The organism is Modicisalibacter radicis, from assembly GCF_900961225.1.
Classification (GTDB): Bacteria; Pseudomonadota; Gammaproteobacteria; order Pseudomonadales; family Halomonadaceae; genus Modicisalibacter.
Genome location: NZ_CAAHFN010000053.1, coordinates 41,964 through 63,168, shown reverse-complemented (window position 1 = coordinate 63,168; position 21,205 = coordinate 41,964). Strand labels below are relative to the sequence as shown.

General features: G+C 64.8%; 18 protein-coding genes. 14 read left to right on the top strand and 4 right to left on the bottom strand.

Translation table 11 applies throughout. The annotated features are described in order from the left end of the window. Positions 1-187 precede the first annotated feature (187 nt). Positions 188-1,372, top strand: a complete 1,185-nt coding sequence (hmpA, locus tag HR9077_RS05540; RefSeq protein ID WP_136065969.1) for an NO-inducible flavohemoprotein — start codon at positions 188-190, stop codon at positions 1,370-1,372. Between the two features lie 85 nt (positions 1,373-1,457). On the opposite strand, the gene HR9077_RS05535 is transcribed toward hmpA, so the two are convergent. Further along, complete coding sequence (locus HR9077_RS05535; protein ID WP_136065967.1) at positions 1,458-3,077, bottom strand: Na+/H+ antiporter; 1,620 nt, start codon at positions 3,075-3,077, stop codon at positions 1,458-1,460. Positions 3,078-3,436: 359 nt separating this feature from the next. Here HR9077_RS05535 and HR9077_RS05530 point away from each other — a divergent pair, with 359 nt between their 5' ends. The 3 genes from HR9077_RS05530 (at position 3,437) to HR9077_RS05520 (ending at position 4,636) form a co-directional block, all read left to right on the top strand. Beyond that, positions 3,437-3,757 (top strand): carboxymuconolactone decarboxylase family protein, encoded by a 321-nt coding sequence (locus HR9077_RS05530; protein WP_075368167.1) that lies wholly within the window; start codon positions 3,437-3,439, stop codon positions 3,755-3,757. A gap of 199 nt (positions 3,758-3,956) precedes the next feature. Continuing rightward, positions 3,957-4,361, top strand: coding sequence for a ribonucleotide reductase subunit alpha (locus tag HR9077_RS05525; RefSeq protein WP_136065965.1), 405 nt, complete (start codon positions 3,957-3,959; stop codon positions 4,359-4,361). Positions 4,362-4,420: 59 nt separating this feature from the next. Then, positions 4,421-4,636, top strand: a complete 216-nt coding sequence (locus tag HR9077_RS05520; protein ID WP_136065963.1) for a hypervirulence associated TUDOR domain-containing protein — start codon at positions 4,421-4,423, stop codon at positions 4,634-4,636. A gap of 6 nt (positions 4,637-4,642) precedes the next feature. On the opposite strand, the gene narL is transcribed toward HR9077_RS05520, so the two are convergent. Both narL and HR9077_RS05510 read right to left on the bottom strand, forming a co-directional pair. Beyond that, positions 4,643-5,284, bottom strand: a complete 642-nt coding sequence (narL, locus tag HR9077_RS05515; protein WP_136065961.1) for a two-component system response regulator NarL — start codon at positions 5,282-5,284, stop codon at positions 4,643-4,645. Beyond that, the gene (locus tag HR9077_RS05510; protein WP_136065959.1) at positions 5,281-7,116 is read right to left on the bottom strand and encodes a type IV pili methyl-accepting chemotaxis transducer N-terminal domain-containing protein; all 1,836 of its coding nucleotides are present in this window, start codon (positions 7,114-7,116) and stop codon (positions 5,281-5,283) included. The genes narL and HR9077_RS05510 overlap by 4 nt, the downstream gene beginning before the upstream one ends. Before the next feature lie 314 nt (positions 7,117-7,430). Here HR9077_RS05510 and HR9077_RS05505 point away from each other — a divergent pair, with 314 nt between their 5' ends. The 10 genes from HR9077_RS05505 to moaA all read left to right on the top strand — a co-directional run bounded on the left by HR9077_RS05505 (position 7,431) and on the right by moaA (position 18,296). Beyond that, positions 7,431-8,783 (top strand): MFS transporter, encoded by a 1,353-nt coding sequence (locus HR9077_RS05505; protein WP_136065957.1) that lies wholly within the window; start codon positions 7,431-7,433, stop codon positions 8,781-8,783. A gap of 68 nt (positions 8,784-8,851) precedes the next feature. After that, entirely contained in the window at positions 8,852-10,249 is a 1,398-nt protein-coding gene (locus HR9077_RS05500; protein ID WP_210725865.1) for a NarK family nitrate/nitrite MFS transporter, read from the top strand. Positions 10,250-10,682: 433 nt separating this feature from the next. After that, on the top strand, positions 10,683-12,311 hold the full coding sequence (gene narH, locus HR9077_RS05495; protein WP_136065953.1) for a nitrate reductase subunit beta: 1,629 nt from the start codon (positions 10,683-10,685) through the stop codon (positions 12,309-12,311). Beyond that, a complete protein-coding gene (narJ, locus tag HR9077_RS05490; protein WP_136065951.1) occupies positions 12,304-13,041 on the top strand; it encodes a nitrate reductase molybdenum cofactor assembly chaperone in 738 nt (245 codons plus the stop codon). The genes narH and narJ overlap by 8 nt, the downstream gene beginning before the upstream one ends. 17 nt (positions 13,042-13,058) lie before the next feature. Next, the gene (narI, locus tag HR9077_RS05485; protein WP_110062529.1) at positions 13,059-13,736 is read left to right on the top strand and encodes a respiratory nitrate reductase subunit gamma; all 678 of its coding nucleotides are present in this window, start codon (positions 13,059-13,061) and stop codon (positions 13,734-13,736) included. Positions 13,737-13,750: 14 nt separating this feature from the next. Further along, positions 13,751-14,566, top strand: a complete 816-nt coding sequence (locus HR9077_RS05480; RefSeq protein ID WP_136065949.1) for a peptidylprolyl isomerase — start codon at positions 13,751-13,753, stop codon at positions 14,564-14,566. A 65-nt stretch (positions 14,567-14,631) separates the two neighbouring features. After that, on the top strand, positions 14,632-15,225 hold the full coding sequence (gene moaB, locus HR9077_RS05475) for a molybdenum cofactor biosynthesis protein B (protein ID WP_136065947.1): 594 nt from the start codon (positions 14,632-14,634) through the stop codon (positions 15,223-15,225). Continuing rightward, entirely contained in the window at positions 15,222-16,475 is a 1,254-nt protein-coding gene (locus HR9077_RS05470; protein WP_136065945.1) for a molybdopterin molybdotransferase MoeA, read from the top strand. The genes moaB and HR9077_RS05470 overlap by 4 nt, the downstream gene beginning before the upstream one ends. Continuing rightward, positions 16,441-17,166, top strand: coding sequence for a Crp/Fnr family transcriptional regulator (locus tag HR9077_RS05465; protein WP_110062525.1), 726 nt, complete (start codon positions 16,441-16,443; stop codon positions 17,164-17,166). The genes HR9077_RS05470 and HR9077_RS05465 overlap by 35 nt, the downstream gene beginning before the upstream one ends. 140 nt (positions 17,167-17,306) lie before the next feature. Further along, on the top strand, positions 17,307-18,296 hold the full coding sequence (moaA, locus tag HR9077_RS05460) for a GTP 3',8-cyclase MoaA (RefSeq protein ID WP_136065943.1): 990 nt from the start codon (positions 17,307-17,309) through the stop codon (positions 18,294-18,296). A gap of 68 nt (positions 18,297-18,364) precedes the next feature. On the opposite strand, the gene HR9077_RS05455 is transcribed toward moaA, so the two are convergent. Then, entirely contained in the window at positions 18,365-21,106 is a 2,742-nt protein-coding gene (locus HR9077_RS05455; RefSeq protein WP_136065941.1) for an HAD-IC family P-type ATPase, read from the bottom strand. Positions 21,107-21,205 lie beyond the last annotated feature (99 nt).

Here is a 21,205-nt window from a genome sequence, read left to right as displayed (position 1 = left end):
CCAACGAATTGCCCCATGGAAATGGGGCAATTCCGTTCGCCACGGTTTACCACCCGACCGTGATGCCGATGTAAGCGCACCGCTTGACAGCAACGGTCATTTCAACTGCCTTCGTCCAATAAAACGAACCATCAGCCTGGCCGGCCGATGATCGCCAGGCGCCCGGAAGCTTGAGAGGAATTACCCTATGTTGACAGCTGAACAGGAACGCATCATCGATGCCACGGCCCCGGTCGTGGCGGAACACCTCGACACCATCACCCGGCAATTCTATCCGCTGATGTTCGAACGCTACCCGGAGGTAGCGCCCTTCTTCAATCAGACTCACCAGGCGGATGGCGGGCAGCCCAGGGCCCTCGCCAGCTCCGTGCTGGCCTACGTGCAACTGCGCAAGGAGCCCGAGAAGGTCAGGACGGCAATGGCCACGGTGGTCAGCAAGCATGTGTCGCTGGGGATACAGCCCGATCAATATCCCATAGTCGGCGAGTGCCTGATGGTCGCCATAGGGGAAGTCCTGGGCGATGCGGTCACGCCCGAGGTGGCGGATGCCTGGGGCGCCCTTTACCAGGAACTGGCGACACTGCTGATCGAGCTGGAGGACGCCAGCTACCGGGAATTCGCCGAGCGCCCCGGCGGTTGGCGCGGCACCCGGCTATTCCGTATTGCCGAGACCCGCCAGGAAAGCGCGGTGATTCGCTCGTTCGTGCTGAAACCGGTCGATGGCGGACCGGTCGCCGATTATCAGCCCGGGCAATTCATCGGCCTGAAGCTGTCCATCGATGGCGAAACGGTTCATCGCCACTACAGCCTGTCCGGCATTCCCAACGGCGAAAGCTATCGCCTCTCGATAAAGCGCGAACCCGGCGGCAAAGTCAGCCAGCATTTCCACGACACGCTGGATGTCGGCGACGAGCTGGAACTTCTTCAGCCATCGGGACAGCTGATCCTCGACGAGACCACCTCCCCGGTGATGCTGATCAGCGGCGGTGTCGGCCAGACCCCCATGTTGCCCATGGCGTGCCGCGCGCTCGAGCAGGGGCGCCAGGTCGTTTATGTGCATGCCGCCCAGGAGCGCGAACAGCATGCCTTCGCCGATGAACTGGATGCCCTGGCCAAGAAGGACTACCCCGGCACATTGACATCGGTGACCCTCTACGAACGGGGTGAAGGGGACGGCCGGGCCGACCACATCGGCCGCGTCAACCGCGAGTTGCTGGAGCGCCACCTGCCCGACGGCTCACCCGAATGCTATTTCGTCGGTCCACAGGGCTTCATGACCGCGGTCGACGAGGCGCTGCAAGAGCTCGGCGTGCCCGCCGAGCGGCGTCACTACGAGCACTTCGGGCCGTCACGCCCGCTTCATGCGGCTTGAGCCACCCTCCCCTCGCCGGCCATCGACACACGGCCGCCGATCCTGATGCAAAAGCCAGTCGCCACGGCGACTGGCTTTTTCATGTCTACTGAAGCGCAGCCTCTTCGTAATCCAGTTCGCGAATCAGGGTCTGCAGCATCTGTTCATCGATATGCCGCCGCTTGCGCAATCGATACAACTCCCGGCGCTGGGCCTGAATGGCTCGGATGCGCAAATCCGTTTCCAGTTGGTGAAGCTGACGCGCCTGGTCGGCCCGATCGTCACGATCCATTGCCATCGCCTGCATTTCCTGACGATAGGAATCGATGATCCGGGCCGTCACCGAGCCTTTCGGTTCGAGTTCGTCGCTCGATTGTGCCTTTGACCACTCTTCCAGCCAGTCGACGGCGGCCTGGGAGGCGCTCTGCCGCGCCTTCAGCAACTCGCGTTCGTGCTCCTCGAGGTCGTTCAGCGACAGGAATCTCAAAAAGTAGGGAATGCCCAGCGCGCCGATCAGCAACGACAGGATAATCACCGCGGCCGCCAGAAAGATCATCAGGTCGCGCCCGGGAAAAGACACGCCATTGATGAACAACGGCACCGAAAGCACGCCGGCGAGGGTAATCGCCCCACGCACGCCGGCCACCGAGCTGAGGGTGGTGATCAACAGCAGCGGCTGGTTCTCTCCGCCCTTGGCTCGCGGCTTGAACAGGCGGGTCTCGATCCAGTGATAGGCATAGATGAAGGCAAAGCGGATCGCCAGCAGCAGCGCCATGAGCACGACGGCGTAGAGCACCAGCGTACCCATCGCGTAGCTCTGCGTGGCGGAATCCGCCCACACACGCTCGACGATGCCGGGGAACTGCAGCCCGAGCAGCAGGAACACCACGCCGTTGAAGGTGAAGTCGAGCATTTCCCAGATGCTGCGATTGAGGATGCGGGTGCTGGTCTTCACCGGCAGCATGTCGACACGACTCTGCACCATGCCCGCGGCCACCGCCGAGAGAATACCCGACATGCCGGCATGTTCGGCGAGGTAGAACGCCGCGAACGGCAGCAGCAGGATCGTGACCACGTAGGTGGCCGGATCGTAGAGGTTGCGTGCGGTCATCCACTGCTTGATCTTGCCGACCGTCCAGCTCAGCGTGCCGCCGATCAGCAGACCGCCCAGCGCGACCATCAGGAACTCGCCGGACACGGAGAGCAACGAGAAGCCGCCGGTCATGGCGGCCGCGATGGCGATCTTGAACGAGACCAGCCCCGTGGCGTCGTTCATCATCGCCTCGCCTTCCAGCTGGTGCGACATATGGCGCGGCAGGCGTCCCTGGGCAATGGCGATCACCGACAGCGCATCGGTGGGCGACAGGATGGCGGCCAGCGCGAAGCTGGCCGCCAGCGGAATCGAAGGCAACAGCCAGTGGATGAAGTAGCCCACCGCCACCACCGTGACCAGTACCAGCAGCAGCGACATGGCGGCGATCTGCCCGCCGTGCTCGGTGAACTCCTTCTTGGGAATCTTCCAGCCGTCGTAGAACAGCAACGGCGGAATGAACAGCATCATGAAGATTTCCGGGTCCAGCTCGACTTCCATCCCGAAAAGCGGTGAAGCCAGCAGGCAGCCCATCAGGATCTGCAGGATAGGCAGGGGCAAGGGAATGATGTTGGCCAGTATTCGGCTGATGCCGACGGCCAGGGTGAGCAGAAAAACGAGGTTGAGTATGTCCATGGTGTTGGCGGGGCCGGATAGGTTACCAAGAAAGTTTTCACCAGTAGCTATCGGCTGCCATGCGGCATCTCTGCAATTCTTTGGCAATTTCCCAAGAGAGCCGCGCTCGACGACGTTGCCCTGGTGTCCCCTGTCGCGCACAAGTGTCGCGCCGGGGAATTGCTGCATATCTTACTCCTAAAACAGTGTTCTGTTACGCGGTAACGTCGGATATTCACCCGACATTGATTGAAGTCATCAAGGCCATGAGCCGGACCGGTCAATGTGGGCCTGTTTCGCGTGTCGAACGGTAAACGCTATGCTGTAGGCGCGAACCATGCGACTAGCCACTATTCAGGAAACGACCGGGAGCCTACACCATGGATGAACAGCAGTTACCCTCGGAAGCAGGTGCCGTGGCCAAGCGCCACCCGCAGATCTGGAAGGCCTACGCTGAACTGGGCAAGGCCTGTGCCGAGGCCGGCCCGCTTGACGCGACGACGACCCGGCTCGTCAAGCTGGCCCTGGCCATTGGCGCGGGATCCGAAGGCGCCGTGCACTCTCATGCGCGCCGGGGATTGGAAGAGTCGGTGCCTCCCGAGGCGCTCAAGCAGGTCGCCCTGCTCTCGATTCCCACCCTGGGCTTCCCCCAGGCCGTGGCAGCGCTGACCTGGATCGAGGACATCACCGATCCGGCGTAGCCAGGCGATTCATGCGCGCTCCTGGCCGCAATGAACGCCGCCGGGGCGTGCCAAGAGGTTACGCGTGCCGCCCGTCGGGCCGCCGGTTGACCCGAATCAATCCCTCATCTCCATGAAAGCTGCACAGTGCCCGCCAGAATGCGGCTTCGAGCACTTTCCCGGTGCGCTGCCAGCCCCAAATTCTCTCGAGGAAAGCTACATGGCCATCGCCAACTACGCCGAGCTTCTCAGCGAAGCGCACCGCCAGCCCGAGCCCCAGCGCCTGCTGTTCGTCTTCGCCAGGGCCGAACTGCCCGACAATCCCGACGCGCAGCAGCAAGAACGCTTCGAACAGGGCGAAGGCGGCGTGCTGACACCGGCCCTGTGCGTCGACAAGACGCTGGATGAATTGAGCGACATGGAATCACTGGTCGTGGAATCCCAACGCACCGGGGTGACCTGGGATATCGTCTTCGTCGCCGCCCTGGCCGGCGATGGAACGAACCCGCCGACCAGCGAAGAGGCCGAACGCCCCCTTCAGCGCATGGTCGAAGCCCTGCAGATGGGCAGCATCGGTAACTTCCTGGCGTTCGATCGCCAGGGCGATAGCGTCGATATTCAGTAGGCCAACAGCGATCCACGCGGGATACGGCTGTTTCATCAATCCATTCAACGGAGGGCCCTATGGCCAAGCGTTTCAAGGTCGGCGATCACGTCCGCTGGAACTCGGAAGCGGGCCATGTCAGCGGACGGATCATCCGCGTTCACACCCGCGATACCGAGTACAAGGGGCACCGGCGCCGCGCCAGCGAGGATGACCCGCAGTACGAGATACAGAGCGACAAGACCGATCACATCGCCATGCACAAGGACTCGGCACTGAGCAAGATCGACGAGTAGGGTTTCTTACGAAACCCCATGATTGACCGCCCACACCGCCGCCTCTACCCGCGAACGCAGGCCGAGTTTCTTGAGCAGGTTCTTGACGTGAACCTTCACCGTGCCCTCGGTGATATCGAGCCGCCGCGCGATCATCTTGTTGCTCATGCCGCGGGCCAGCGTCCGCAGGATATCCAGTTCGCGCGAGGTGAGCGACGACAACGCATCGGCGGGGGCGGCGCGGCCGCCGCCGACGATGCCCGCCAGGATGGCAGCGAGCTGCGGACTGATCACCAGCTTGCCCTCGGCGGCCTCCTTGATACGCGCCAGCAGGTCCTCGGGCTCCATGTCCTTGAGCAGGTAACCGTCGGCACCGGCGCGCAGCGCGGCGACCACATCGTCGTCGGCATCGGACACCGTGAGCATCACGAGGCGCGTATCGATGCCGTTGCTGCGAATCTGACGCAGGGCCTCCAGCCCGTCCATCCTGGCCATGTTCAGATCCATCAGGATCAGGTCAAGCTCGAGCGTGCCGGCGGCCTCGACGGCTTCGGCGCCGTTGGATGCCTCGCCGGCGATGGTCATGTCCGGATCCATCTCGACCAGCTGGCGCACGCCGCGCCGGAACAGCGGATGGTCGTCGACGATCAGGATGCGTGTCTCGCTCATTGTGTCCCTCCCAGCAGATTGACCGATTCGCTCCCGGCGGTGACCTGCGGGATAAAACGCAGTATCACTTCCGTTCCGCCCTCGGCGCGATTGTGCATTTCGAGCGCGCCGCCCAGGCCGGTGGCACGCTCGTCCATGATCGTGGTGCCATAGTGGTTGAGCCGTGCGTGCTGCTCGGGCAAGCCCACCCCGTCGTCGCGGATAGACACCCTGACCTGCCCCGAGTCGGTGGTCTGCAAGTGAATATCGCAGTTTTCGGCCCTGGCGTGATGAACCACGTTGGAGAGCGCCTCGCGCACGATCTGCAGCACATGAATCTCCTCGTTGGGGGTCAGCGGACAGTGCCGCAGCTCGTATTCGAGCAGGATTTTCAGCTCAGTGCGCTGGGCGAACTCACTCACCGTCTCGTTGAGCGCGGCCTCTAGCCCCGGCTCGGCCATCTTCAGGCGGAAGGTGTTGAGCAGCTCGCGCAGCTGTCGGTAGGCCGAGTTCAGTCCCTCGCGCAGTTCGTCGATGACCGCATCCTGATCGGCTGACGTACCCTGCTGACGAATCAGCATCTGCAGGCGCGCCACCTGGATCTTCAGATACGAGAGCGACTGGGCCAACGAGTCGTGCAGCTCCCGGGCGATCACCGCACGTTCGTCCATCAACGCCAGGCGACGCTGCTCGTCATTGTTCTGAGCCAGCGAGAGCGCCGTGGCGATCAGCCCCGCCACGGTCTCGACCAGATCCATCTGCCAGCGCAGCGGAGACGCCCCCGCCGGGTGCTGAATCAACAGCACGCCATAGCGGCGGTCGGACTCGCTGACCACCACCGGGCGTACCCGCGGCGGCACCCGCTCGCCACTCAGGCAGGGACCGCAGTCCGGCGCCCGGCAGAAATCGGGGCGATCGCCCAGTTGGGTGGAAATACGCTGATAGGCACGTTCGGCCTCGCCCTGCGACAAGCACAGGGTGATCGAGCCGAGCCCCGTGACCCGTTCCAGGTGATCGAGCACATCGCGGAAATCCTCGCTGCCGGGGGTCGAGCTGTTGAGCTGCCGTGCGGCCTCGTAGAGCAGCCGCAACGACTCGTTGCTGCGCTTGAGTTCGGCCGTCTTGGCTTCCACCCGCTGCTCGAGTTCCGCATACATCCGCGACAGGCTTTCGTTCATCTGATTGAGGGTACGCGAGATCAGGCCCAGTTCATCGTTGCCCTCATAAGCCACACGACCCGTGAAGTCGCCGTGGCGCACCCGATTGACCACGTGGAACAGCTCGCGCAGCGGCGGCATCACATCATTGACCAGCTTGTACATGGTCCCCAGCACCAGGATCAGGGTCAGGAACAGCACGATGCCCTGAAGCAGATGCAGCATCCGGATCCGTGACTCGGCTTCCTGCTGCAACTGGCCGACCAGGCGATCCACCTCGTCGACGAACTCGGCGGTCTGGCCCACCAGAGCCCGGGATGAGCGTGACTCGGCAGCCAGCAGGGCCGGGCGCAGCATGTCCCGCCACATCTCGGTCACGCCGGCGTAGCGCTGGGCCAGAGGATGCTGCAGGCCGTCGGGAATCAATCCGGTGATGACCGGGCTGGTCAGGTCTGCATCGAAGCGCTCGATCCGCTGGCTCAGCACCCCGCCATCCACCGGGGTCTGCAGGCGCGTGCTCAGCAGACGGTAGGCCTGCATGCGCAGGGTACCGGCCTGGTTGATGGCCGCGGCATCGCCACTGGCGGTCTCGGCGATCATGATCGACCCGAGCATGCTGGTCAGGGCGAGAACGACGATCCCCGCCATGGCGAGGCCGGCCCGGAAGATCAGCGAACGATTAAGGGATTGGGACATGCGCGCTCCGAACAGGACTACCACCTATGCCTCGCTGCCGCTGGAGCGGCCCCCGAGGCAGCCCCGAGTCACAAAAAGAATTTTATAAAACAATGACTTGCCAGAACCTCCTCGCCTACCTCCTAAGGAGTAGCCGCGCTAGCCTACTCCGTTCGCCACGCCAGCGCCCTTGATTCGAGTCAATAACGGTCGCGCGCGCCATGCCTATGGTTGCCTCAGGTTCCACCGGGAGGGGCCGCCATGGCAAACCAGCAAATCATCCGTGCTCACCCTGACTCCCGCCCGATCATTTCACTCGTGACAGGAAAGCTATCATGAAGAACCTGGAAGGCGTAACGAGGCCCGATCAGTACCGGGCACTGACGCTGAGCACCCTGGCATTCACCGTGTGCTTTGCGGTATGGACGATTTTTTCGATTATCGGCGTGAGGATCAAGCAGGATCTCGGCCTCAGCGAGACGGAGTTCGGCATCCTGGTCGCGACCCCTGTGCTGACCGGCTCCATCAGCCGGATCTTCCTCGGCATCTGGACTGAACAACTCGGTGGCCGCCGGGTATTCAGCATCCTCATGCTCGTGACCTCGGTGTGCGTATTCCTGCTCTCCTACGTGGAGACCTACTGGATGTTCCTGATCGCCGCCCTCGGTGTGGGTCTGGCGGGCGGATCGTTCATCGTGGGGATTGCCTACACCTCCTACTGGTTCGAGGAAGAGCGCCAAGGCACCGCGCTGGGAATCTTCGGCGCCGGCAACGTGGGGGCGGCGGTCACCAACTTCTGCGCCCCGTTCTTGCTGATCGCCCTCGGCTGGGAACGCACTGCAGTGATCTACGCCGTGGTTCTGGCGATCATGGCGGTGGTTTTCTGGGTATTCACCCAGGAAGACCCGATGACGATGGCCCGTCGCCGCGCCGGCGCCCGTGGCACCTCCGCGCTTACCCAACTCGAGCCTTTGCGTCATCCCCAGGTATGGCGCTTCGCGCTCTACTACTTCTTCGTGTTTGGCGGCTTCGTCGCCCTTGCTTCCTACCTGCCGCGCTACTACGTCGGCGCCTACGATGTGAGCATCGCGGTCGCCGGCACTCTCACGGCACTGTATTCGCTGCCGGCAAGCGTGTTCCGGGCCTTTGGGGGCTACCTCTCCGACCGTTTCGGTGCCCGCGCGGTCATGTATCTGACCTTCATCGTCTCGCTGGTATGCCTGTTCCTGCTCGCCTACCCGGAGACTCGATACGCTGTTCAGGGCAAGGAAGGCCTGATCGAGTTCAGCTTGGCGATGCCGCTGTGGGGCGTGGTAGTGCTGACGGTGCTGCTCGGTTTCTTCATGTCCCTGGGCAAGGCGGCCGTCTACAAGCACATCCCTGTCTACTACCCGAATAACGTCGGCTCCGTCGGCGGCCTGGTGGGCATGATCGGCGGCCTGGGCGGCTTTTTCCTGCCCATCACCTTCGGAATCGTGCTCGACCTCACCGGCGTCTGGACCACCTCTTACATGGTGATGTTCGTGCTCGTTGCCGTTTCCCTGGTCTGGATGCACGTGGCGATCCGACGCATGGAGCGCCGGCACATCCCCGAGCTCTCGGAGGAGCGCTACCGGTACCTGCCGGAAGTTCAGGACTCGACGGACGGAAACCGCCGCAAGACCGGGGAGATGGATGCCCGACCCTAACCACGAAAACGGTGCAACCGGGGCGCAGGGCCCCGGTCGCCACAAGCAACCATCAGGAGATAACGAGCATGTCCATGGACAACACGTTACACAAAGGTGAGCACCCGCGGGTGCTCACCGACTGGCGCCCCGAGGATACCGAATCCTGGGAGAGCGGCGGCAAGGCCATCGCCACCCGCAACCTGTGGATCTCCATTTTCTGTCTGCTGCTGGCCTTCTGCGTATGGATGGTCTGGTCGGTGGTGGTCGCCAAGCTGCCCCAGGTGGGTTTCGACTACACCTCCAACCAGTTGTTCTGGCTGGCCGCGCTGCCGGGCCTGTCCGGCGCCACGCTGCGCATTTTCTACAGCTTCATGGTGCCGATCTTCGGCGGCAGACGCTTTACCGCGCTGTCGACCGCTTCACTGGCGCTGCCGGCGCTATGGATCGGCTTTGCGGTGCAGAACCCGGATACCCCCTATCTGGTGATGCTGATCGTGGCACTGCTTTGCGGCTTCGGCGGCGGCAACTTCGCCTCCAGCATGGCCAACATCTCGTTTTTCTACCCCAAGCGCGAGAAAGGCAATGCCCTGGCGCTCAATGCCGGACTGGGCAACCTGGGGGTCAGCGTCATGCAGTTCGTGGTGCCGCTGGTGATCACCGCCGGGGTCTTCGGGGCGCTGGGCGGCGAGCCGCAGGCGCTGGGGGATAGCCAGCGTCTGTGGTTGCAGAACGCCGGATTCATCTGGGTACCGTTCATCCTCCTCGGCGCCGCGGCCGCCTGGTTCGGCATGAACGACATCGCCAGCGCGCGCTCCTCGTTCAAGGATCAGTCGGTCATCTTCAAACGCAAGCACAACTGGCTGATGTGCATACTCTATACCGGCACATTCGGCAGTTTCATCGGCTATTCCGCCGGCTTCCCGCTGCTGGCATCCAATCAGTTCCCCGAGGTCGACGTGCTCAAGTTCGCCTTCCTGGGGCCGCTGGTGGGGGCGCTGTCGCGTGCCGGCACCGGCTGGGTCTCGGACCGCTTCGGCGGTGCCCGGGTCACGCTGTGGGTGTTCGCGGGGATGATAGCCTGTGTCGCCGGGGTGCTGTTCTTCCTCGGCATCAAGGACCAGCCGGGCGCGTTCTGGGGCTTCTTCGCCATGTTCCTGCTGCTGTTCTTCTTTACCGGCGTAGGCAACGCCAGCACCTTCCAGATGATTCCCGAGATCTTCCGTCAGGAGGTGGCGCGCCTGATGCCGAACCTCGATAGCGCGGCACAACGTCAGCAGGGCGACAAGGAATCCGCGGCAACCATCGGCTTCACCTCGGCGATCGCCGCCTACGGTGCCTTCTTCATTCCCAAGACCTTCGGCAGCTCCATCGCATTGACCGGCGGTGCGGAATCGGCACTCTACGGCTTCATCGTCTTCTACGCGCTGTGCATGAGCCTGACCTGGTTCTATTACACCCGCAGGAATGCCGAAACGCCCTGCTGATCGCTGCCTGACCGCACGACCGTAAAAGAGAGCCGGCCTTCGCCGGCTCTTGCCGTTGCTGCTTGCTGTCTGTCCGCTCTCCATGAAGCCGCCATGCCGACACCGAGCCACCCTACCCCCAAAGAGCCTCCGCCCTTTGGGGGCTACTCCCTAAGGCATAGATTTCATACAAAACACTCTTAAAAACAGTAAGTTGCATAGAATGACAAACCTACCACCAAGGGAGTATGCAGCGCTCCGGTGCCGAACGGCGGTCCCGGCGACTTGATTGGAGTCAAAAACCCGCCTCGCCGAAAGCCCCAAAGTGGCTTGCGAAAAGACGCTTCAACGGGTCCAGGGAGACATCGTGCAGCGGGCTGAACCGGCGAACCCGCCCGACCCCGATGCAACGCTGCCGACTGGTTGAAGACACAACTACCGCGGAGACCGTGATATGAAAATTCGCTCACAGGTGGGCATGGTCCTCAACCTCGACAAGTGTATCGGCTGCCACACCTGCTCGGTGACCTGCAAGAACGTCTGGACCAGCCGCGAAGGGGTCGAGTACGCCTGGTTCAACAACGTCGAGACCAAACCCGGCATCGGCTACCCCAAGGAGTGGGAGAACCAGCAGAAGTGGAAAGGCGGCTGGCTGCGCAACAGGAACGGCTCCATCCAGCCGCGCATCGGCGGTCGCTACCGGGTACTGGCCAAGCTGTTCGCCAACCCCGACCTGCCCGAGATCGACGACTACTACGAGCCGTTCGACTTCGACTACCAGCACCTGCACCAGGCCGGCGAAGGCAAGCACCAGCCGGTGGCGCGCCCGCGCAGCGCCATCACCGGGCAGCGCATGAACAAGATCGAGTGGGGACCCAACTGGGAAGAGATCCTCGGCACCGAGTTTTCCAAGCGCCGCAAGGACAAGAACTTCGAGCAGATCCAGGCCGACATCTACGGCCAGTTCGAGAACACCTTCATGATGTACCTGCCGCGCCTGTGCGAGCACTGCCTCAACCCGACGTGCGTGGCGTCGTGCCCGAGTGGCGCGATCTACAAGCGCGAGGAAGACGGCATCGTGCTGATCGACCAGGACAAGTGCCGCGGCTGGCGCATGTGCATCTCGGGCTGCCCGTACAAGAAGATCTATTACAACTGGAAGACCGGCAAGTCCGAGAAGTGCATCTTCTGCTACCCGCGCATCGAGTCCGGCATGCCGACGGTCTGCTCCGAGACCTGCGTGGGCCGCATCCGCTATCTCGGCGTATTGCTGTACGACGCCGACCGTATCCAGGAAGTGGCGTCGTCCCCCGACGAGCGCGACCTCTACCACCGCCAGCGCGAGATCTTCCTCGACCCGAACGACCCCGAGGTGATCGCCCAGGCCAAGCGTGACGGCATTCCCGAGAACGTGATCAAGGCCGCCCAGGCCTCGCCGGTCTACAAGCTGGCCATGGACTGGGGCCTGGCGCTGCCGCTGCATCCGGAGTACCGCACCCTGCCGATGGTGTGGTACGTGCCGCCGCTGTCGCCGATCCAGTCCGCCGCCGAGGCCGGACACATCGAAAGCGACGGCGTGCTGCCCGACATCGAGTCACTGCGCATCCCGGTACGCTATCTCGCCAACCTGCTCACCGCCGGGGAGGAAGAACCCGTGGTGCTCGCCCTCAAGCGACTGATGGCGATGCGCCTGTACAAGCGTGCCCAGCAGGTCGATGGCCACAAGGCCGAGGCCGTGCTCGACGCCGTGGGCCTGACCGAAGCGCAGGTCGAGGAGATGTACCGCTACCTGGCCATCGCCAATTACGAGGACCGCTTCGTGATCCCCACCAGCCACCGCGAGCAGGCCCGCGACGCTTTCCCCGAACGCGGCGGCTGCGGGTTCTCGTTCGGCAACGGCTGCCACGGTGGCGACAGCGATGCCAGCCTGTTCGGTGCACGCAAGCAAAACGCCACGCTGGTCAAGCCGATGACCCACCCGGATGACGAACCCATGGCGCCGGCCGGGTCCGATACCGTCAATCACTACACCCCGACACCGGCCCCGAAACGCCCCGCGCCGGAGGAAGAATCCAATGCGTAGCTTGATCGTCCTTGCCCGTCTGCTCGACTACCCCACCGAGGAATTGCAGCAGGCCGCCACCGAGATGCAGAGCGTCATCGCCGACGAAGACCACCTGAGCCACCCCCAGCGCGCCGCGCTGCATGGCTGGATCGGGCGTATCGCGACCAGCGACCTGCTCGACCTGCAGGCCGACTACGTGGCGCTGTTCGACAAGGGCCGGTCGACCTCGCTGCTGCTGTTCGAGCACGTCCACGGCGAATCCCGCGACCGTGGCCAGGCCATGGTCGACCTGCTCGAACAGTACCGCCAGGCCGGCTTCGAGCTCAGCGCTCGCGAACTACCGGACTACCTGCCGGTGTTCCTCGAGTACCTGTCGACCCGCGACGAGGCCGACATCGCCCAGCAACTGAGCGATATCGCCCACATCCTGGGGCTGCTCGCCGCGCGCCTGCGCGAGCGCGAGTCCGACCATGCACTGGTGCCCACCGCACTGCTGGCCATGGTCGGCGCCGATACCGCCATCGACGAGCACGCCGAGGCGGTCAGCAAGGAAGCGCGCGACGACACCCCCGCCGCCCTCGACGCGGTGTGGGAAGAGGAAGCCGTGCGCTTCAACGCCGCCTCCGACGAGGATTGTGCCCTGCAGTCCGCCACCGGCCGTCGCCAGGCGGAACTCAAGCGCCGGTCCCAGGCCGAGATGCCGATCCGCATCGTACCGCCCGTCGTCGACGCCACTTTAGGTCACTGAGTCAGGAGTCTGCCGTCATGAACTATATCAATGAACTGCTGTTCGGCCTGTATCCCTACGTGGCGGGCACCATTTTCCTGGCCGGTGCCCTGCTGCGCTTCGACCATGGCCAGTACACCTGGAAGACCGGCTCCAGCCAGATGCTCTCCAAGCGCCAGATGCGCCTGGCCAGCAACCTGTTCCACGTCGGTATCCTGGTGATCTTCTTCGGCCACCTGGTCGGCCTGCTCACCCCGCACTGGGTCTACGCCCCGTTCATCAGCGCCGGCAGCAAGCAGATCATCGCCATCGTCGTCGGCGGTATCGCCGGGCTGATGTGCCTGACCGGCGGCGCCATGCTGCTGCATCGCCGCCTGACCAACCCGCGCGTGCGGGCCACCTCCAGCCGTGCCGACATCGTGATCCTGGCGCTGCTGGTCGCCCAGGTGTCGCTGGGACTGTTGACCATCATCCCGGCGATGGGGCATCTGGATGGCGGCGCGATGCTGGAACTGGCCGAGTGGGCGCAGTCCATCGTGTTCTTCAAGGGTGGCGCCGCCGAGCACCTGGCCGATATCGGGCTGGTCTACAAGCTGCACATCCTGCTGGGCCTGACCATCGTGCTGGTGTTCCCGTTCACCCGCCTGGTGCACGTATGGAGCGCACCGCTGGGCTACGTTGGCCGCCGTTATCAAATCGTGCGTCGCAAGGCGTGAGTGAGGACAATCCCATGCAACTGATTCCACTCGAAACCCTGCCCGCCAATGCACAGGCGATGGCCATTCCACCGGTATGGGTCGGCGACGTGAACATACCCGCCGAAGAGATTGCCCGGGAAATGCAGTACCACCAGGCCGATACCGTGGAAGAAGCCCAGCTCGAAGCCGCGCGCGCCCTGGTGGTCCGCGAGCTGCTGCGCCAGCGCTGCAATGAGCTGGGCTGGGAGGTCGAGGACAGTGAGGAGGCGGCACTGGCCGCCCTGCTGGACGCGGAACTGGAGGTCCCCGAGCCCGACGAGGCCCACTGCCGACGCTACTTCGAGGCCAATGCCGAGCGCTTCTGCGAGCCGTTGCGCCTGGCGGTGCGCCATATCCTGCTGGCCGCCGCACCGGATGATGCCGAGGCCCGCGACCGTCAGTACCGACTGGGCCGGACGCTCATCGCCGAGTTGCAGTCGGTGCCCGAGCGCTTCACCGAGTTCGCCCAGCGCCACTCCGCCTGCCCGTCGAAGGACGACGGCGGCGAGCTGGGCTGGCTGACGCCGGGGCAGACCGTGGCCGAGCTGGACCGCGCCCTGCAGCACCTGCCCGAAGGGCTGCACGATCGACCGCTGGCCTCGCGCTACGGCTGGCATGTGGTGAGCATCGATTGTCGCGAGGGTGGGCACGCCCTGCCCTATGCGGATGCCGCCGACCGGGTGCGTCACACCCTGCGCGAACAGGCCACGCGACGCGCCCTGCGCCACTACCTGCTGGCGCTGGAAGCGCGCCTGGGGGTGAATGGCGTGGCGCTGGACGACGAGAGTGCCGGTGCCCTGATGCAGTAAGCCATTCACAGACGCGTTGCGTCACTTCACATTGCCGCCACCCGCGGGTGGTCGAGGAGGATTCCATGGCCCACGTTTCTGCCGACGCGCCTTTCGTGCCGCTCAACATCGCGGTGCTGACGGTCTCCGACACCCGCGGCTTCGATCGCGACGGCAGCGGCGACCTGCTCTGCGCGCGCCTCACCGATGCCGGCCACTGGCTGGGCGACCGGCGCATCGTCGCCGACGACATCTACCGCATCCGTGCGGCAGTTTCCGAGTGGATCGCCCATGACGGCATCCATGCCGTGCTGGTCAACGGCGGCACCGGTTTCACGCCACGCGACACCACCCCCGAGGCCCTGGCACCGCTGTTCGACAAGGCCATCGAAGGCTTCGGCGAGCTGTTCCGGCAGATATCCCATGGCGATATCGGCGCCTCGACGATCCAGTCCCGGGCCATCGGCGGGGTGGCCAACCGCACCCTGGTGTTCGCCCTGCCGGGCTCGCCCGGGGCCTGCGCCACCGCCTGGGACGGCATCCTCGCCTCGCAGCTCGACGCCCGCACCCGGCCCTGCAATTTCGTGGCCATGGTGCGCCCCGATGCCGCGCCCTGTGCCAGTCGGCAACCCGCCACAACGCCGGTGGCCGCGGAGCGCGTCGAGGAGAAACAGGCATGAGTTGCGTCAGCTGCGCTACCCTCACTCCCGGCCTGCTCGATCTGGAAGACGCCCGCCGACGCCTGCTGGCTGCCGCTTATCCACCGGTAGCGCGTGAACGCTGCCCGCGTGATGCCGCGCTGGGGCGCATCCTCGCCGCACCGATCCGTGCCCGCCTGGCCATGCCCGGCGCCGACAACAGCGCCATGGATGGCTACGCGCTGCGCGTTGCCGAGCTCGCAGCCCCTCACGACGGTCTGCCGGTGATCCAGCGCATTCCGGCGGGCTGCGCACCAGCCCCGCTTGGCGAGGGCGGCTGCGCACGCATCTTCACCGGCGCGCCGATTCCGGCCGGCGCCGACTGCGTCGTCCCGCAGGAACGTTGCCGCATCGATGACCGGGGCCGCGTGCATGTCCAGGGCGAGGCGCTGCCCGGTGCCAATATCCGCCGCCGCGGCGAGGAGTTCCTCGAAGGCGCGCCGCTGTTGCCCGCCGGCCAGCGCCTCGACGCCCCCGGCCTGGCATTGCTGGCCAGCCAGGGCATCGTCGAGGTCGAAGTCTTCACCCGCCTCAGGGTGGCGCTGGTCTCCACCGGCGACGAGCTGGTCGAGCCGGGCGCGCCCCTGGCCCCGGGCCAGCTCTACAACAGCAACCGCGTCATGCTCGACGCCCTGCTCCGGCAGCAGGACTGCACCGTCGTCGACCTGGGCATCGTTGCCGATACCGCCGCCGCCCTGCGCGAAGCGCTGTGCCAGGCGCGCGACAGTGCCGATGTGGTGATCTGTACCGGTGGCGTCTCGGCCGGCGAGGAGGATCACGTTCGCCCGGTGCTGGCCGAACTCGGCGAGCCGATCTTTCACGGCGTGGCGATGAAGCCCGGCAAGCCCTTTGCCTTCGGCCGTCTCCATGGGGCCGACGGCGACGTGCCGCTGCTCGGTCTGCCCGGCAACCCGGTCGCGGCACTGGTGACCTGGCAGGTGCTGGGACAGGCCTTCGTACAGGCCTGCCAGGGCCGGCATCCACGCCCGCTTCAGCGGTTTTCCGTCAAGGCGGGTTTCAGCCGTCGCGCCACCCACGGGCGCCGCGAGTTGCTGCGCGTCGTTCTCGATCATGCCGAACTCGAACCCATGGCCCGGCTGGCCGGCGGCCAGGGATCGGCCATGCTCGGCGCAGCCTGTCAGGCGGACGGTTATCTCATGGTGCCCGGCGACACGCCGGTGATGGAGGGGGACGACTATGCATTCCTGCCCATTGCACAATTCGCCATCTGACGCCGTCACCAAGCGCCGTCATCTGCGCGAGCTGGTGCGCAATGTGCCGTGGCTGTCTCACTTGCCCGAACAAGAGCTCGAGTATCTGCTGCAAGGTGCCCGGGTCCATGTCGCCGAAGGGCGCGAGTGGCTATTCCGGCAACAGACACCGGCACACTGGATCTACGTGGTCGTCAGTGGCGCCGTGCGGCTGTTACGCGCCACCGACGACGGCCGACTGGCAACGATCCGCTGTGTCGAGCGTGGCGGCACGCTGGGCGAGTTGAGTCTGATTTCACAGCGGCAGTCGACGTATCTTTACTCCGCCGAGGCGCTGCGCCGCACCCACGTACTGGCGATCGGCGTCAGCCGTTGTCAGGAAAGTCTGAATCACGAAGAGTGCCGTGGCGCCTTCATGTCTCGCCTGACGGAGGAACTGACCGAGCGCCTGGAGGACATGGCCCTGCTGACCCAGGCCGATGCCCGCGCGCGGCTGACCAGCTTCCTGCTGCGCCAGCTTCCCCTGGGTGCGAAGCTGCCGCACGCCATTCGGCTGAGCGTGCCCAAGTGCTGGCTGGCCGCGCAACTGGCCATGACGCCCGAAACCCTTTCCCGGTTATTGAGCCGCATGAGCCGGGCCGGAGCGATTCTCGTCGAGCGTCATCAGCTAGTCATCCTCGACCGAAGCAAGCTATCCACGCTGAACGACTAGCCTGGCCATTCCCCTCGAAAGGAGACGCTTATGCCCTCTTCACGCCGTCCGCTGCTGCATGCCGGCTCGGCCTGCGCCGGCATGGGCCATGTCCCTGCCCATCTGTCACTGCAGACCGAAACGACCCGCCGAGGAGAGTCATGAATACGCTCGTGGATGGCTTCGGCCGTCGTATCCGCTACCTGCGCCTGTCCGTGACGGACCGCTGCGATTTCCGCTGCGTGTACTGCATGGGCGAGGACATGACATTCCTGCCCCGCGCCCAGGTGCTGACGCTCGAGGAACTCACCGCGCTGTCGCGCGCCTTCATCGAGCTGGGCGTGGAGAAGATCCGCCTGACCGGAGGCGAACCGCTGGTGCGTCACGGCATCGCCGAACTGGTCGAATCCATCGGCAGCCTGCCGGGCCTGCGCGACTTCGCCATGACCACCAACGGCAGCGGGCTGACCAGGCATGCCGGCGCGTTGCGTCGCGGCGGGCTCGACCGGCTCAACGTCAGCCTCGACACCCTGGACCCGTCGCGTTTCCGGGCACTGACCCGCACCGGCGATCTCGGCCGGGTCATCGACGGTATCCGCGCCGCCCGCGAGGCCGGCTTCGAGCGCATAAAGCTCAACGCGGTGATCCTCAAGGGCCGCAACGACGACGAGGTGCCCGAACTGGTCGAGTTCGCCCGCCGCGAGCGACTCGACATCAGCTTCATCGAGGAGATGCCGCTGGGTCAGGTGACCGAACACGATCGCGCCGCGACCTTCTGTTCCAGTGACGACGTTCGCGATCTAATCGAGCGCCATCATGCGCTGTTGCCCTCCACCGAAAGCACCCTGGGCCCGTCGCGCTACTACCGCATGGCCGACAGCGATACGCGCATCGGCTTCATCTCGCCGCACAGCCACAACTTCTGCAGTGCCTGCAACCGCGTGCGCGTGACCGCCGAGGGTCGCCTGTTGCTGTGCCTGGGCAACGAACATTCCATGGATCTGCGCGGCGTGATGCGTCGTCACCCCGGCGACGGCGAGCGGCTCAAGGCGGCGATCGTCGATGCCATGCGACTCAAGCCCGAGCGCCACCACTTCACCACCGACGGCGACGTGCAGGTGGTGCGTTTCATGAACATGACGGGCGGGTAAGCGAGCAAGCGCGGGTATGAAGCAAGCGCTTGAGCCGACACTGTGTTCACTTCATTCCGTGGTCCCTGTCAGTGGCTTGCCCAGCCCAATCGCCGCATCAGGATCTTCTCGGCTTCCAGCACGATCATGAGGACGATGCCCACGCCGATGATCAACAGCCCATCCGCGACGGCAACCGACCGGGTGTCGAACAGGCCCTGCATGACCGGCAGATAGGTGAATGCGAACTGGGCAAGGACGACACCGGTCACGGCTATCAGTACAGCCGGAGTTCCCAGCACCCCCCGCCAGTTGAACGACGTCATGTGCAGGTAACGCACGTTGAAGAGATAGAAGATTTCCAGCACCACGATCGTGTTGACTACCAGGGTACGCGCCATGGCCAGTTCGTCCCCACGGCTCAGCGAGTAGAAGAACATGCCCAGCGCCGCGGCCAGGAACAAGAACGAAACCAGCACCACTCGCCAGACCAGAAAGGGGGTGAGCAGCCCCTGCCGGGCCGGCCTGGGCCGGCGGCGCATGACATTGGGCTCGGCGGGCTCGAATGCCAGGGCCAGGCCGAGCGTGGCCGCCGTGACGAGATTGATCCACAGGATCTGGACCGCCGACATCGGCATGGCGAAGTTGAACAGGATCGCGGCGACGACGGCCAGCACCTCGCCGCCATTGGTCGGCAGCGTCCATGCCGCCACCTTGCGGATATTGTCGTAGACCACCCGCCCCTCATGCACGGCGGCCACGATGGAGGCGAAGTTGTCATCGAGCAGGACCATCTGCGAGGCTTCCTTCGCCGCGTCGGTGCCCTTGTGGCCCATGCCGACCCCGACATCCGCCTGCTTCAACGACGGTGCATCATTGACGCCATCGCCGGTCATCGCCACGATCGCGCCGGTCGATTGCAGCGCCCGGACGATACGCAGCTTGTGTTCCGGATTGGTTCGGGCAAAGACGTTGGTCTCGACAACGATGCCGGGCAGGTCGTCATCGGAAATGTCGTCGAGCTCACGCCCGGTGAGCACCCGCGGGTTCTCGCCGAGCCCCAGCTGCCGGGCGATGGCCGCAGCAGTCGCCGCGTGATCGCCGGTAATCATCTTCACCGCGATCCCGGCGCTGTGACATTCCGCGATGGCGGCCACGGCCTCCTCGCGCGGTGGATCGATGAACCCCACCAGACCGACGAAGACCAGCCCATCCTCGAGATCGGCGAAGTCCACCCTGTCGGCATCGGGGGCTGTCGGCTTGACGGCAAAGCCGAGCACACGCTCCCCCTGGGCGGCCGCTTCGGCGATCCGTGCCGTCCAGGCGTCCCGATCCAGCGGCGCCGTTCCCTTGCCATCAGCCTGGGCAGTACATGATTTAAGTAGTTCGTCGGGCGCGCCCTTGACGAACACCCGACGCTCGCCCGTTGCATTGCGGTCGAGCGTGGCCATGAAGCGATGCTTGGCATCGAACGGGATCTCGTCGAGGCGTGACCATTCGTGGCGTGTGCGCTCGGGGTCCAACCCGGCCTTGATGGCCAGCGCCACCAGCGCACCCTCCATCGGATCGCCGACGACCTGCCAATCCTCGCCGGCCTGACTCAACTGCGCATCGTTGCACAGCAGCCCGGCCAGGATCAGCCTGTCGCTATCCGCCAGCCGCTCGTCCGCTGCGGAACCATCCGCCGGCTCGCTTTCCAGCCGGCCTTCCGGGACATAACCCGACCCGGTCACCATGATTCGGCCACCAGGCACATCCAGGCGCCGCGCCGTCATCTCGTTGCGAGTCAGCGTACCGGTCTTGTCGGAGCAGATGACCGAGGTGGCGCCCAGCGTTTCCACGGCGGGCAACTGCCGGATCGCGGCGTTGCGTCGCGCCATGCGCTGTACACCGATGGCCAGCGTGATGGTAATGACTGCCGGCAGGCCTTCCGGGATGGCCCCCACCGCCAAGGCCACCACGGCAATCAGTGCCTCCGGCCAGGCATAGCCGCGCACCAGCACCGCAAAGACGAACAGCGCGACCGCCACGGCCAGCGTGACCCAGGTGAACTGCGTTCCGAAGCGATTGATCTGGCGCAGCAGGGGCGTGGTCAATGGCCGGACCCCACGCAGCAGGGTACTGATTCGCCCGATCTCGGTATCGCTGCCCGTGGCAACGACGACCCCCGTCGCCTGCCCGGTGGCCACCAAGGTGCCCGAGTACGCCATGCAGTGACGATCGCCGAGCGCCGCCTCCTCCGGTGCCGGCGTCTCGCGCTTTTCCGCAGCCACCGACTCGCCGGTCAGGATGGCTTCCTCGATGCGTAACGCGCTGGCCCGGATGAGACGCAGGTCAGCGGGCACCCGATCCCCCGCCTCCAGCACCACGATGTCGCCGGGGACGATCTCCTCGACCGCCACGCTGACGCGCCGGCCTTCTCTCACCAGATGGGCGTGCGGCGCAATCAGGTCACGGATCGCATTCAGTGCCTTCTCCGCCTTGCCCTCCTGGACGAAACCGACCACGGCGTTGACCACCACTACGGTGACGATGACCGCCGCATCGACGAAATGCCCCAGCAGCGATGCCGCGACGGCCGCTGCCAGCAAGAAATAGATCAGCGCGTTATGAAACTGCGCAAGCAAGCGAAACAGCGGATGGCGGCCGGCCACCGCCGGCAACTGATTGAGCCCGTAGCTCGCCTGGCGCCTCGTTGCCTCGTCCTTCGTCAGCCCGGCGGGCGAAGCCCCCAGGGATCCAAGGACCTCTTCGACCGGCCGGGCATGGGCAGCCACGGGCTGGCTATCTGGCGAAGAATCGATATGCCGTGTGGCAGCGGGTGTTTTCATATTTCATTTCCTTGGGCGCGAAGCCAATGATCGATACCCACAGCCGTCACTGTCGCTATAAAGCGTAAATGTTCCATGCAACCACGCGTAAATGCCGAA

Coding starts and splice junctions, on each gene's coding strand:
- narH (WP_136065953.1), top strand. CDS start 10,683: ATGAAAATTCGCTCACAGGTGGGCATGGTCCTCAACCTCGACAAGTGT.
- HR9077_RS05470 (WP_136065945.1), top strand. CDS start 15,222: ATGAGTTGCGTCAGCTGCGCTACCCTCACTCCCGGCCTGCTCGATCTG.
- moaA (WP_136065943.1), top strand. CDS start 17,307: ATGAATACGCTCGTGGATGGCTTCGGCCGTCGTATCCGCTACCTGCGC.
- moaB (WP_136065947.1), top strand. CDS start 14,632: ATGGCCCACGTTTCTGCCGACGCGCCTTTCGTGCCGCTCAACATCGCG.
- narJ (WP_136065951.1), top strand. CDS start 12,304: ATGCGTAGCTTGATCGTCCTTGCCCGTCTGCTCGACTACCCCACCGAG.
- HR9077_RS05500 (WP_210725865.1), top strand. CDS start 8,852: ATGTCCATGGACAACACGTTACACAAAGGTGAGCACCCGCGGGTGCTC.
- narI (WP_110062529.1), top strand. CDS start 13,059: ATGAACTATATCAATGAACTGCTGTTCGGCCTGTATCCCTACGTGGCG.
- HR9077_RS05480 (WP_136065949.1), top strand. CDS start 13,751: ATGCAACTGATTCCACTCGAAACCCTGCCCGCCAATGCACAGGCGATG.
- HR9077_RS05455 (WP_136065941.1), bottom strand. CDS start 21,106: ATGAAAACACCCGCTGCCACACGGCATATCGATTCTTCGCCAGATAGC.
- HR9077_RS05510 (WP_136065959.1), bottom strand. CDS start 7,116: ATGTCCCAATCCCTTAATCGTTCGCTGATCTTCCGGGCCGGCCTCGCC.
- hmpA (WP_136065969.1), top strand. CDS start 188: ATGTTGACAGCTGAACAGGAACGCATCATCGATGCCACGGCCCCGGTC.
- HR9077_RS05535 (WP_136065967.1), bottom strand. CDS start 3,077: ATGGACATACTCAACCTCGTTTTTCTGCTCACCCTGGCCGTCGGCATC.
- HR9077_RS05530 (WP_075368167.1), top strand. CDS start 3,437: ATGGATGAACAGCAGTTACCCTCGGAAGCAGGTGCCGTGGCCAAGCGC.
- HR9077_RS05520 (WP_136065963.1), top strand. CDS start 4,421: ATGGCCAAGCGTTTCAAGGTCGGCGATCACGTCCGCTGGAACTCGGAA.
- HR9077_RS05465 (WP_110062525.1), top strand. CDS start 16,441: ATGCATTCCTGCCCATTGCACAATTCGCCATCTGACGCCGTCACCAAG.
- HR9077_RS05525 (WP_136065965.1), top strand. CDS start 3,957: ATGGCCATCGCCAACTACGCCGAGCTTCTCAGCGAAGCGCACCGCCAG.
- HR9077_RS05505 (WP_136065957.1), top strand. CDS start 7,431: ATGAAGAACCTGGAAGGCGTAACGAGGCCCGATCAGTACCGGGCACTG.
- narL (WP_136065961.1), bottom strand. CDS start 5,284: ATGAGCGAGACACGCATCCTGATCGTCGACGACCATCCGCTGTTCCGG.